Source organism: Streptomyces sp. NPDC001985 (assembly GCF_040296845.1).
Lineage (GTDB): Bacteria > Actinomycetota > Actinomycetes > Streptomycetales > Streptomycetaceae > Streptomyces.
The window spans coordinates 1-11055 of record NZ_JBEOYB010000130.1; the positions used below are offsets into that span (position 1 = coordinate 1).

At 72.1% G+C, this 11055-nt stretch carries 14 protein-coding genes and 1 pseudogene; 10 read left to right on the plus strand and 5 right to left on the minus strand.

Annotation, left to right across the window (positions count from 1 at the left end; translation table 11 throughout):
• Positions 1 to 272 precede the first annotated feature (272 nt).
• The 4 genes from ABT122_RS32255 (at position 273) to ABT122_RS32270 (ending at position 4461) form a co-directional block, all read left to right on the plus strand.
• Positions 273 to 989, plus strand: coding sequence for an HNH endonuclease family protein (locus ABT122_RS32255; RefSeq protein WP_351559506.1), 717 nt, complete (start codon positions 273 to 275; stop codon positions 987 to 989).
• 73 nt (positions 990 to 1062) lie between these two features.
• Positions 1063 to 2769, plus strand: coding sequence for an alkaline phosphatase D family protein (locus tag ABT122_RS32260; RefSeq protein ID WP_351559508.1), 1707 nt, complete (start codon positions 1063 to 1065; stop codon positions 2767 to 2769).
• Positions 2770 to 2998: 229 nt separating this feature from the next.
• The gene (locus ABT122_RS32265) at positions 2999 to 3505 is read left to right on the plus strand and encodes a DoxX family protein (protein WP_351559531.1); all 507 of its coding nucleotides are present in this window, start codon (positions 2999 to 3001) and stop codon (positions 3503 to 3505) included.
• A 299-nt stretch (positions 3506 to 3804) separates the two neighbouring features.
• On the plus strand, positions 3805 to 4461 hold the full coding sequence (locus tag ABT122_RS32270) for a DedA family protein (RefSeq protein ID WP_351559510.1): 657 nt from the start codon (positions 3805 to 3807) through the stop codon (positions 4459 to 4461).
• Between the two features lie 42 nt (positions 4462 to 4503).
• Here ABT122_RS32270 and ABT122_RS32275 read toward each other — a convergent pair whose 3' ends face one another.
• The gene (locus tag ABT122_RS32275; RefSeq protein ID WP_351559511.1) at positions 4504 to 4749 is read right to left on the minus strand and encodes a DUF2277 domain-containing protein; all 246 of its coding nucleotides are present in this window, start codon (positions 4747 to 4749) and stop codon (positions 4504 to 4506) included.
• 94 nt (positions 4750 to 4843) lie between these two features.
• On the opposite strand from ABT122_RS32275, the gene ABT122_RS32280 reads away from it, so the two are divergent.
• On the plus strand, positions 4844 to 5689 hold the full coding sequence (locus ABT122_RS32280) for a nuclease-related domain-containing protein (protein ID WP_351559513.1): 846 nt from the start codon (positions 4844 to 4846) through the stop codon (positions 5687 to 5689).
• A 53-nt stretch (positions 5690 to 5742) separates the two neighbouring features.
• Here ABT122_RS32280 and ABT122_RS32285 read toward each other — a convergent pair whose 3' ends face one another.
• From ABT122_RS32285 to ABT122_RS32295, 3 genes are all read right to left on the minus strand, one after another.
• Positions 5743 to 6540 carry a phosphotransferase gene (locus tag ABT122_RS32285; RefSeq protein ID WP_351559515.1) on the minus strand — a complete coding sequence of 266 codons (798 nt, stop codon included), beginning with the start codon at positions 6538 to 6540 and terminating at the stop codon, positions 5743 to 5745.
• Between the two features lie 333 nt (positions 6541 to 6873).
• Positions 6874 to 7053, minus strand: a complete 180-nt coding sequence (locus tag ABT122_RS32290) for a hypothetical protein (protein WP_351559517.1) — start codon at positions 7051 to 7053, stop codon at positions 6874 to 6876.
• 198 nt (positions 7054 to 7251) lie between these two features.
• Complete coding sequence (locus ABT122_RS32295; RefSeq protein WP_351559519.1) at positions 7252 to 8313, minus strand: HNH endonuclease; 1062 nt, start codon at positions 8311 to 8313, stop codon at positions 7252 to 7254.
• 328 nt (positions 8314 to 8641) lie between these two features.
• Here ABT122_RS32295 and ABT122_RS32300 point away from each other — a divergent pair, with 328 nt between their 5' ends.
• The 3 genes and pseudogenes from ABT122_RS32300 to ABT122_RS32310 all read left to right on the plus strand — a co-directional run.
• Complete coding sequence (locus tag ABT122_RS32300; RefSeq protein WP_351559521.1) at positions 8642 to 8962, plus strand: hypothetical protein; 321 nt, start codon at positions 8642 to 8644, stop codon at positions 8960 to 8962.
• 64 nt (positions 8963 to 9026) lie between these two features.
• Complete coding sequence (locus ABT122_RS32305) at positions 9027 to 9242, plus strand: hypothetical protein (protein ID WP_351559523.1); 216 nt, start codon at positions 9027 to 9029, stop codon at positions 9240 to 9242.
• Positions 9243 to 9275: 33 nt separating this feature from the next.
• Positions 9276 to 9473: pseudogene (locus ABT122_RS32310) on the plus strand (ATP-binding protein); the annotation flags it as partial.
• A 45-nt stretch (positions 9474 to 9518) separates the two neighbouring features.
• Here the strand turns inward: ABT122_RS32310 and ABT122_RS32315 are convergent.
• Positions 9519 to 10103, minus strand: a complete 585-nt coding sequence (locus ABT122_RS32315) for a short chain dehydrogenase (protein WP_351559525.1) — start codon at positions 10101 to 10103, stop codon at positions 9519 to 9521.
• Between the two features lie 396 nt (positions 10104 to 10499).
• Between ABT122_RS32315 and ABT122_RS32320 the strand changes: the two genes are divergently transcribed.
• Complete coding sequence (locus tag ABT122_RS32320) at positions 10500 to 10649, plus strand: hypothetical protein (protein WP_351559527.1); 150 nt, start codon at positions 10500 to 10502, stop codon at positions 10647 to 10649.
• Positions 10649 to 10837: a hypothetical protein gene (locus tag ABT122_RS32325; RefSeq protein ID WP_351559529.1), complete on the plus strand. Its 189-nt coding sequence runs from the start codon at positions 10649 to 10651 to the stop codon at positions 10835 to 10837. The genes ABT122_RS32320 and ABT122_RS32325 overlap by 1 nt, the downstream gene beginning before the upstream one ends.
• The last annotated feature ends 218 nt before the right edge of the window (positions 10838 to 11055 follow it).

Genomic DNA, 11055 nt, shown 5'->3' on the forward strand with positions numbered 1-11055 from the left:
GGCCGGCGCACCCGCCGGCGGCCCCGCCCCCGCGCCCCGCCGCGCCCCCACCCCGCCGTGCGCACGGCCCGCCCACGGCGCCCGGCCGCTCCCCGGGCGCCGCACCGGCAACCTCCGCCCCTCCACCGGAATGTGTCCGTCCATCAGAACACTTGATCTGTCGTGTCCATGTCGTCACCCTGTTACCTGGAGCCCACCGCGCCGACACCGGGCCCCGCAAGCCTGGCCGTGCCAGCCGACGGCCACACCCCCTCCAGGACACAGGAGTTCGCATGCCCGGAATCTACGCGCGTCGCCCCGCCGGTCCGCACCACACCGGCCACGACCACCCCGGCCGCACCCCTCGCACCGGCCGGGCCACCCGGCGCGTCACCGCCCTCGCCGCGACCGCCGCACTCGCCGTCACCGGACTGCTGGCCACCGCCCCCGCCGCCCAGGCCGCCCCGCCCACCCCGGTCAGCGCCGCCACCGCGCGCGCCTATCTCGCCCAGCTCACCGTGCGGGCCGAGGGCTCGTCCAGCGGCTACAGCCGCGACAAGTTCCCCCACTGGTCGACCCAGTCGGGCGCCTGCAACACCCGCGAGGTCGTCCTCAAGCGCGACGGTGTGAACGTGGTCCAGAACAGCAGCTGCGCGGCGGTCAGCGGCAGCTGGTACTCCGAGTACGACGGAGCCACCTGGAGCGCCGCGTCCGATGTCGACATCGACCACATCGTGCCGCTCGCCGAGGCCTGGCGCTCCGGTGCCGGCGGCTGGACCACCGCACAGCGGCAGGCGTTCGCCAACGACCTCGCCCGCCCGCAGCTGATCGCCGTCACCGACAACGTCAACCAGGCCAAGGGCGACAAGGACCCGGCCGAATGGCTCCCCGCGCGCACCTCGTACGTCTGCGCCTACGCCCGGATGTGGGTCCAGGTGAAGCACCACTACGCCATGACCCTCGACCAGGCCGAGAAGAACGCCCTCCAGTCCACCCTGAACGGCTGCTGACACACTCCCGGCCGGAACCCGCCGCACTCCTCCGTCGTTCCGTACCGTACGGGGCGACGGAGGAGGACGGACCATGACCGAGCCGGCCGGGCTTCGCCTGGGACCACTGCTGCGGTACGCCGGCACGGAGAGCGGCGGCACGGAGGGCGGCGGCACCGCCACCGTCTGGGTCGAGACCGGCCGCGCGTGCACGGCCGAGGTCCGCTGCGCGGACGGCGCGGGCGGCTCCGCCCCCACCTTCCGGATCGCCGGCCACCACTACGCGCTGGTGACGGTCGCCGGGCTGACCCCCGCCACCACCACGGCGTACGAGGTGTTCCTCGACGGCGACCGGGTCTGGCCGCTGCCGGACTCCGGCTTCCCGCCCTCGACGATCACGGTCCCCGGCGCACCGGACACGGCGCTCACCGTCGCGTTCGGCTCCTGCCGCTGGGCGGCCAAGCCCGAGGGCGAGCACGACCCGGTGGGCCCGGACGCGCTGGACACCCTCGCGGCCCGGCTCGCCGCCGACCCGTCGGCCGACCGCCCCGATGTGCTGCTACTCCTCGGCGACCAGGTGTACGCGGACGAGGTCTCCGGGGCCACCCGCGCCTGGCTGGCCGGCCGCCGCGATCTGGACCGCCCGCCCGGCGCGGAGGTCGCGGACTACGAGGAGTACACGCGGCTGTACGACGAGTCCTGGCTCGACCCCGAGGTCCGCTGGCTGCTCTCCACCGTCCCCAGCTGCATGATCTTCGATGATCACGACCTCATCGACGACTGGAACACCAGCGCCGCCTGGCTGGCCGGGATGCGGGAGAAGCCCTGGTGGCGGGAGCGGCTGCTGAGCGGGCTGATGTCGTACTGGGTCTATCAGCACCTGGGCAATCTCACCCCCGCCGAGCTGGCGGCGGACCCGCTGTTCGCGGCGGTCCTGGCCGCCGAGGACGGCACCGACGACCTGCGCGCCTTCGCCGCCCTCGCGGACGCCGACCCGGCCGCCGTGCGCTGGAGCTACCGCCGCGACTTCGGCCGCACCCGGCTGCTGATGGCCGACACCCGGGCCGCCCGGGTGCTCGACGAGGACCGCCGCGCGATGCTCGACGCCGGCGAGGCCCGCTGGCTGCGCGAACAGGCCCTGGCCGACCCGGGTTCGTACGATCATCTCCTCATCGGCAGCTCGCTGCCCTGGCTGCTCCCTCCGCTGATCCACGACGCCGAGGGGTGGAACGCGGCGCTGTGCCGGGGCGACCGGGGCGAGCGCTGGGCGCGGCTCGGCGAGGGCATCCGCAGAAGGGCCGATCTGGAGCACTGGGCCGCCTTCCCCGACTCCTTCGCGGAGCTGGCCCGGCTGATCTCGGAGGCCGGCAGCGGTCCCGACGCGCCGGCGACCATCTGCGTCCTCTCCGGCGACGTGCACCACGCGTACATCGCCGAGCCCTCCTGGCGCGGCCCGGGCGGGCCGGTGTCCCGGGTGCTCCAGCTGACCTGCTCCCCCGTGCACAACTCCATCCCGCGCGTGCTCGAAGTCGGATTCCGTTTCGGCTGGAGCGGGGTGAGCAGGGCGTGGGGACGGCTGCTGGCCCGGCACGCCCGCGCTGAGCCGCCGCCGGTGCGCTGGAAGCGCACGGGCGGTCCGTGGTTCGGCAATCAGTTGATGACGCTGACGCTGCGGGGGCGGGCGGCCCGGCTGCGGCTGGACCAGGCGCGGACGGACGGAGGGAAGGGCGGAGGGAAGGGCGGGCCGGCGGAGAGACGGCGGCTGGTGACCGTGGACGAGCGGGAGCTGAGCGGGGGTTGAACGGGAGCTGAGCGGGGGTTGAACGGGGGTTGAGCCCGCGCCCCCCGGCGGGGCGGGCAGCGCCGCGCGGGGTCCCGGGAGGGGCGGTTCCGGACGGGCCGGTATGAGATTCGGATGAGAAACACCCCTCAATCGAATGTTGAACTTGCAAGTAATTTCGGGTCTCCCTAGCTTGGGGGCAGCAGTCGCAACCCCCCACACACAGGAGCCCCCCATGGCCAACACCTCGTTGACCTCCCAGCTCGACCGGACCCAGCCGTATGTGATCGGAGCATTCCGGATAGTCATCGGACTGCTCTTCGCCTGCCACGGCGCGGCCTCGCTCTTCGGCGTCTTCGGCGGCGGCACCGTCGAGACCGGCGCCTGGCCCAACTGGTACGCGGCGGTGATCCAGCTCGTCGGCGGCGGACTGGTGATGCTCGGCGTCGGCACCCGCAGCGCCGCGTTCATCTCCTCCGGCTCGATGGCGTACGCCTACTTCGTCAACCACCAGTCGGAGGGCCTCTTCCCGATGGAGAACAGCGGCGAGGCCGCGGCGCTCTTCTGCTGGACCTTCCTGCTGCTGGTCTTCACCGGCCCCGGCGCCCTCGCCCTGGACAAGCTGTTCGGCTCGCGGAACAGCGGCAACTCCCAGAACAACCGGAACAACCGGAACAACCGGAACAGCCAGAACAAGGAGAGCGCCCGGCGGACCGCCCCCAGCGAGGAGCGGCAGTCGGCGGGTGTCACCGCCTGATCACCGCGCGCCCGTCCCCCCACGCCCGGGCGCGCACAGCACATCCGGAGCGCCCGAATCCGCCACCGCGGGTCCGGGCGCTCCGCCCTGTGGCCACCCGGCCCCCTCCCGCCGGCGCCCTGTGACGCGGCCTGGCGGCGCACAAGCGGGAATTCAGGGAAGAAAGTGATGATCACAACATCAGCGACCCCCGGGTGATCTCTCGGCAAACCTCCGGCGTACGCTGTACAGCTGTTACCGCCGCCACAACCGACCGCCTCCAACGTCGCGGCACGTCCACGAAAACGGGGAGAGTCAAGGTGCTAGAGAGTCTGGGGCCGCTGACCGGCAGCCCTTGGATCTACGCGGTGGTGGCCCTCTCCGTACTCCTCGACGTCTTTCTGCCGGTGCTGCCGAGCGGAGTGCTGGTGATCACGGCGGCGACCGCCGCCGCGGCCGGCACCACCACCGCCACGGTCGCGGGCGCGGCCGACCAGGTGCCGCGCGAGGTTCCCTCGCTGCTGGTCCTGGTGCTGTGCGCGGCCACCGCTTCCGTGCTCGGCGATCTGGTCGCCTACCGGCTGGCCCGGCGCGGCGGGGACCGCTTCGACCGCGCCATCGCCAAGTCCCGCAGGCTCACCAGCGCACAGGCCCGGCTCGGCGCCACCCTCAACCGGGGCGGCGGCGCCCTGGTGGTGATCGCCCGCTTCGCGCCGGCCGGCCGCTCGGTGGTCTCGCTGGGCGCGGGGGCGGCCCACCGCAAGGTGAAGGAGTTCCTGCCCTGGTCGGCCCTGGCCGGTGTGGCCTGGGCCGGATACAGCGTGGGGCTCGGCTACTTCGGCGGCCAGTGGCTGGGTGCCAGTTGGGTCGGCGCCTCGGTCTCCGTACTGGCGCTCTTCGCCGGTGGCGCGCTCGCGGCCTATGTCATGCGGCGAACACCGGCCGCGGCTCCCGCGGCGGCCTGCGCCGACGCCTGAGCGAGCCGCTCCCGTCCCTCCCCCGTCCTGAGACCCGTGGTCTCAGGCTTCTGCCGTGTGGGGAGTGCGGGCGTGGCCGGCGCCCCGGATCTCCAGACCGTCGAGGAGCGCACGGGTGGCTTCCGCGATCTCGTCGACGGCCCGGTCGAACACCTCGCGGTTGTGCGCGGCGGGCGCCCGGAAACCGGACACCTTCCGTACGTACTGAAGTGCGGCGGCGCGGATGTCGTCCTCGGTGGCCTCTTCGGGGAGGACGGGCGGGCGGAGGGTCTTGATACTGCGGCACATGCTTTCAGTGTGCCTCGGACGCGGTCTTGTGAGCCATGGTGCCGGGCTGCTGCCATAGCGGCACGGAACGCTACGGCACAGGGGGTCCGGTCCGGTGGAGGAGCTGAGAGTCACCTCGTGGAAGCGGTTCGGGCACGACCGCCTCTATGTGAATCTGCCGGACGGCACCGCGGTCGCCTGGGCGGACCGCGGGACCGGCCGGATCACGCTGCTGCGGCCGAGCTACCGCGACGCGGTCCTCGACGCGCTCGCCCGGCACACCCCGGGCGCCCCCGCCGCGGCCCCCGGGTCCCCCCGCCCCCGGCTGCCCCTTCCTCCCCTGACCCCGGAGAACGACCTCAGCGCCCACCCGCCGGGCGCGGCCCTGCGCGCCCTGCTCGCCGCATCCGGCCCCGGCCTGCTGGAACGCGCCCTCGCCCGCCTTCTGCGCCGCCCCTCCACCTGGGACTCCTGGCGCAAGGGCCTGGCAGGCGAGCGCCGGGTGGGGGCCGAGCTGAACCGGTTCCGGCGGCACGGCTGGCAGGTGCTGCACTCGGTGCCGCTCCCCCGCGACGTGGACATCGACCATCTGCTGATCGGTCCCGGCGGGGTCTTCTGCGTCAACACCAAGCACCACGACCGCAAGGCCGTCGAGGTCGGCGACGACGCGGTACGGATCGCGGGCGGGCGCCCCCGCCCCTACCCGGCCAGGAGCCGCGCCGAGGCCCGGCGGGTCCGCCGTGTCCTGGAGCGGTTCTGCGGCTTCGACATCCCGGTCGAGCCGGTCCTGGTCTTCGTGGGCGTGACCGAGCTGCGGGTGACCTCGTCCGGCGCCGGGATACGGATCTACCAGGACCGCCAGGTCTCCGCCCTGGCCTGTCTGTCGGGGGCCCTCACCCCGGAGCGCGTCGCCGAGATCTTCGCGGTGGCCCGCGACCGGCGCTCCTGGCTGGACGCGTGAGGCCGCCGGGCCCTCCACCAGCCGACCGGTCCACCGGCCCACCGGCCCGTGGGTCAGACCCGGCCCAGCAGCACACGGAAGCGGGCGTTGCTGGGCTCGGCCCCGCGCTCCCCGACGGTGGCGGTCCAGTGCCGGCACGTCACGTCCACAAAGGTCTCGACGGCCGCCCGGTCGGCCGCCCGCCAGCTCGGGAAGCCGGCGAGCCAGGCGAGCGCGACCTCCGCCGGCTGGTCGCACTCCAGGAGCCGTACGGCCGTGTACGCGGGGTCGACCCAGGCCGGGCCGACGGCGGGCATGGCCCAGTCGATGACATAGGACTCCCCGCCCGCGTGGCCGACCATGATGTTGTGGGGGTTGGTGTCGGTGTGCAGCAGGGTGCCGCCCGAGAGCCGCTCCGCCTCACCGTCCAGCAGATGCGCGGCGAACCGCTCCACGAGGCGCGGCACGGGCACGCCCGGCGGGGGCCGCAGCAGGGCCATCCGGCCGAGTACGGCGGCGACCCGCGCCAGGTCGCCCGTACCGGGCCCGAGTTCGGCGTGCCGGCCGTCGATGTGGACGAAGGCGAGACAGAACCACCCCGCCGCCCGCACGCTGTGCCGGATCACCGGCCCGACCCCCGCGACGGTACGGTTCAGCGCCACCTCGCACCGCAGCGCGGCGACCCCGTCCGTGTCGTCCTCCCGCACGCCCTTCAGGAAGAGCCGCCCGTACCGCTCCGTGTGAACCGCCAGCGCGAGGGAGCAGTTGAGCCCCTCCACGACCACCACCGCCGCCGTGACCGCCCCGGTCTCCCGCTCCACGGCCACCCGGAGCGCCAAAGGGAGTCGATGCCAGTCGACGCGCTCGGACATGGGTTCCTCCCCTCACGGGCGAGGGCACCGTACCCGGCGCCCTCCCATCATCGACGCGGGTTCAGCGCTGCGTGGCACCACACTTGCGGCACCGCTGCTTCTCGCTCCATCCGACCCACTCGTGGTCGCACTCGCTCAGCGTCCAGGGCTCCATGGCACTGTCCTCTCTCTCCTCCACCGGTACCGACCGAAGAATGAATGCCCGGCCACACCCCCGCACTCCCCTCCCGACGCCCCCGGTTCCGGGCAACTACACCGCAAACCCGCCCCAAGTCTCCCCCGGCGCACAAAAACGCCCCTCCCGCTCGCACGGGAGGGGCGGTTTCCGCCGGGCTACTCGGCTCCCGCCCGGTGCAGAACGGCGATGGCGACGGCGAGCACGGCCACCAGGGGCCACAAGATCCAGAGCGCGACCGGCAGCCAGTCGCTGTCGCCGCGCAGCACGGTGGCGACGGTCAGCGAGACGATGGTGACGGCCAGCCAGAACGCACTGCTCCGGAGAGTACCGATCATGTGCCGGTCCTTTCTGTCACAGGGGCCACGCCGAACGGAGGCCGACCCCTCAGCCAGGGCGACGCCCCGGGGAAGAGCCCCGGTTCCGCGTCCGTCGGCGACGCCTCGGAGGACCGGGGCCGGGCGGTGTCTCCGTGGCGTACCCAGCGCGGACGGGCCGACCGCACCGGGACTGTCGGGAACGGACCGCGGCCGAGTTCAGATCACTGGTTCGGCGTGTGCTGCTTCCGCTGCCCCGCGCGGTCGGGCCACGGTTCCCGCCGCACGCGCGTCAACCGCCTGCTTCTGCTCTATGGAGGCCCGCAGTTCGCCTGGGGTCGGCCATGGCGCACGCCGGTGGATCATGCGGTGGCAGTTGGCGCAAATGAGGGCAAGATCGCTGAGCTTGGTCCGGCTCTCGCCGGCCTCGTGCAGAGGAACCACGTGGTGGCACTCGATGTACCCGCTTCCACGGTCGCCGTAGACCCGCTCGAAATCGAAGCCGCACGCCTCGCACGCGAGCCGACCGCCCTGGCCCAGCACTGCATCGATCTTCTTCTTGCGCAACCCTTTGTTCCGCTCCCGGCTCCGGTGCAGGCTGAGCAGCAGCCTGCCCTCGGGGGCGCTGTAGTCCTCTTCCTCGGCCTCGGGCAGCAGGTCCTGGAACTCTCCTGCTCCAAGGCCCTGGCGAATCCGCCGGGCCACCTCCGACATCTCGGCCGGGCGGGCGAGGAAGTCGTTCATGACGGCGACATCCAGCGCGTTGCCGTTCGTGGGCTTGCCCGTGTAGTCAGGGTGCCGGGACGTGATGTCGACCGTTTTGCGGGCGACGCCGTTGGGGTTCCGGAACAGCTCGTTACGCAGTTCCACAGGGTGGATCGGCATGGTCTGCAGCAGCGCGGACAGCTCGATCACACGGGGGTCGTCGAACTCCAGACGCTTCCAACCGTTGGCCATGGCCAGGGCGCAGGCAAGGATGATCTCGTCACGAGTCCAGTCAGGGCTCCGCGACGAACGAATGGTGAAGCCGAGCCGGGACAGCCACTTGGCGGCGTGGGACCTTCCGCCGATCAGTTCGTCCGGCCTCAGCGCCCGCCCTTGATCGAACTTGTGAGCCACTCCGGCGATGGCCTTCGAGTCATAGGTCCGTTCCTCGTGCAGGAGGAGGTATCCGGTCGCCGGCCTGTATCCGTACTGGGCGAGAAACCTGTCCTGCCCCAGATCGTCATACTCCGCCAGAGCCTTGAGGACACCGTCTCGACTGATCACACCTCTGCGCATGATGAAAGCGTACGGCTCCCCACTGACATCCAGTCAGCTGTCCACCGGGACCGGGCGGAGCACCTCACCGCACCAAGAGCCTTCCTTCCAAGGCCCGTTGGGCCAGGAGTTGTCGGCGTCGAGGCGGCCTTCGGCCTCTGCCCTCAAGAGGAGCGTGAACCGCGAGGCGGTTCCGTGGACGGCGGGCCGCGTCCCCGGCTCCGGTCCGGGGAAGCGCGTCGCTGTGTTCCCCGGGGAGGGCGCTCACGTGCTTGACCGCCGGTGGCCAAGTCGGCGCTCCTGGCGGAGACTGGGCACTCGGTGCCGGCCTCCGGATGGGATGTGTCGCATGGCTCAGGCCAACTGCCCCGGCTGTGGGGCGTCGCTGGAGCAGCGGGGCGATCAGTGGGTCTGCCCGGCCTGCCACACGTCCCGCGAGCCCCAGCCCGGCGGCTTCACGTACCACCGCGTACGGTGCGAGAACTGCCACAACCTCTCCGGCCTGGCGGGCCCTCGCGGTGGCTACGTGTGCGGGACCTGCAACTTCGGTGTGACCCCTGTCGGGTACGAGCTGGAGAGCGCGGAGGCCCGGAAGCGGGTGTCCGCCGAGCGGATCGCCCGCGCCAAGAGGGAGCGCGCCGCGCGGGAGAAGGGCACCCCGCAGGGCTGACGCCGCCTCGTCGTCGCGGCGGGCGCCCGCCCCGCCGCGGGAACTCCGGCAGATCGCGGTCCGAGTGCGCCAGCCGGAGGACCTGCCCGAGCGCGGTCTCCTGGTCAGGGCATGGGTGGAGCCGGACGTCACGGGGTCCGTTCCCTGGCTGCTGGTCGCTCCCGCGGACTCCGCGCCGACGGCGGCGGACCCCGGCTCCGCCACCCGCATGCTCCGGTGCGCGCGCCAGCAGCTGCTGCTGACCGGCGCCGCCACCCTCGCGCCCCCGGCGCAGTCCTGAGCCACGCCCCCGGGCAGGCCGGGGCACCCGGGACGCGAGGAGAAGAACAGCGTCGCGATCGCCTCCACCGAGTCCTTCGGCGGCTGGACCAAGACGTTCACGAACCCCCGCCTCTGCGCAGCCATCGTCGACCGCCTGACCTTCAACGGCACGATCATCGAGACCGGCACCGACTCCTACCGCCTCGCCAGCACACGGGCCCGAGCAGAAGAGCCTGCCGCGACCGGCTGACTCCTGCGGGTTCTGTCCCGACGGCCCGCCGCCCTCACCTGGCAGTTACGGACGTATGGTCTGGCCCTGCGCTGTTCCTTCCACGGCCTCCACATACGCACGGGCCACCTCGGAGACGGGAGTACCGCCAGCCGAGTCCGCCCCCATGCCTTCCAGAGTCTCCTTGATCCATCCGGGGCTGATGAGATTGATGCGCAGGCTCCGCGGCAGCTCACCAGCCACATTGCCGACAAAGCCCTCCAGACCAGAGTTGATGAGAGCGCCCAGCGACCCGCCGGCAAGCGGAGCGGAGAAGGTGCCTCCAGTCAGCGTGACGGAACCGCCGTCGCGAAGATGACGCACGGCTCGCCGGGCCAGCGCAACCTGCCCCAAGAGCTTGCCCCGCATTCCGGCCGCGAACTCGTCATCCGTCGCTGACGCCACATCCACCAGCGGGCCGCCGGCGGCACAGCACACCACCGCGTCGAGGTCTGGCACCTCGCCGAGGAGCGCGTCCAGAGAGGAAGGATCTTCCAGATCCACCTTCACCGGGCCGCGACGCGAAGCCTTCACGACCTGATGGGAATGCTCTAACGCGCCGGCGACAGCACTGCCGACCGTTCCGGTCGCCCCGATCACAAGTACTTTCATGCATCGATCATGTCAGTGGTGGCACCCGAGCGTCCGCATTAATCAACACGGCCAGACCGGCCAACGCGTCAACACCGCGACACGCTTCCGCGTCTCACTGCCGTCATTTCTCCTGGTCATCCACGAGCCTCAAGATCGCCAACTGCTGCCCCATTCGACAGAGAAACGCTGCTGCTTGAAGTGAACGAAGCCCCGGGGCGGGTTCGTGGACGCGTGGCACAAGCTCGCGGTCGCCGGTCTGTCCATCTGGCCCGACGACGGGTACACGCCCGCCGTCCACCCGTCCCTCACCGTTCCGCGTCATGACGAGGCATGGCTCCTCGACATCCACCAGACCCGGCTGCCCGTCCCCGGCATCACCGACGCCTGGGAGAGCCACGCCCACCCACCCGCCGGGTGCGCCTCACCCCCGTCACCCACCCGCTCCCCGCCAACCTGGACGAGGACACCGCCCGGGCCCACGTCGACCAGGCCCTGGCGGACGAGAAGAGCGGAACCCGCACCGGCACCACCGATGTCCGCCACCCCCGGAAGAGGCGGACCTGATGCCCTGGTTCCCACACACCCAGCGGATCACCCGCCCACCCGACGACTTCGGCGCCTGGGTCGTCGCCACCATCTGCGTCCTCTCGATGATCGGCCACGGATGGGAGACAGCGGCTCAACTCCGGGCCGATGACCGCCCGCCCGGCCCCGCATCAGCCCCGGACGACGCCCACCACTCTGCCGAGTGAAACTGGAGCTGACACTCCGCATCCCGGAGTCACTGAGCGCGCCGGTCCGTCGGAGGCGCCCCCTCGTCGGTCCGGCTCGATCAGGGGGTGTCGGCCCCATGCCGGATGTCGTCCGGGGCCGACGCAGGAGCCGGTGGACGGTCCTCGGTGAGCAGTTGCTCGCCGATGGACCAGAGGTGGCCGACGACCGCGATCAGCCCGAGGACGGCGACCGACAT

Bases quoted from the DNA above. Each gene is read 5' to 3' on its own strand.
- ABT122_RS32255 (WP_351559506.1), top strand. From the start codon at position 273: ATGCCCGGAATCTACGCGCGTCGCCCCGCCGGTCCGCACCACACCGGC.
- ABT122_RS32260 (WP_351559508.1), top strand. From the start codon at position 1,063: ATGACCGAGCCGGCCGGGCTTCGCCTGGGACCACTGCTGCGGTACGCC.
- ABT122_RS32275 (WP_351559511.1), bottom strand. From the start codon at position 4,749: ATGTGCCGCAGTATCAAGACCCTCCGCCCGCCCGTCCTCCCCGAAGAG.
- ABT122_RS32285 (WP_351559515.1), bottom strand. From the start codon at position 6,540: ATGTCCGAGCGCGTCGACTGGCATCGACTCCCTTTGGCGCTCCGGGTG.
- ABT122_RS32290 (WP_351559517.1), bottom strand. From the start codon at position 7,053: ATGATCGGTACTCTCCGGAGCAGTGCGTTCTGGCTGGCCGTCACCATC.
- ABT122_RS32295 (WP_351559519.1), bottom strand. From the start codon at position 8,313: ATGCGCAGAGGTGTGATCAGTCGAGACGGTGTCCTCAAGGCTCTGGCG.
- ABT122_RS32300 (WP_351559521.1), top strand. From the start codon at position 8,642: ATGGCTCAGGCCAACTGCCCCGGCTGTGGGGCGTCGCTGGAGCAGCGG.
- ABT122_RS32315 (WP_351559525.1), bottom strand. From the start codon at position 10,103: ATGAAAGTACTTGTGATCGGGGCGACCGGAACGGTCGGCAGTGCTGTC.
- ABT122_RS32325 (WP_351559529.1), top strand. From the start codon at position 10,649: ATGCCCTGGTTCCCACACACCCAGCGGATCACCCGCCCACCCGACGAC.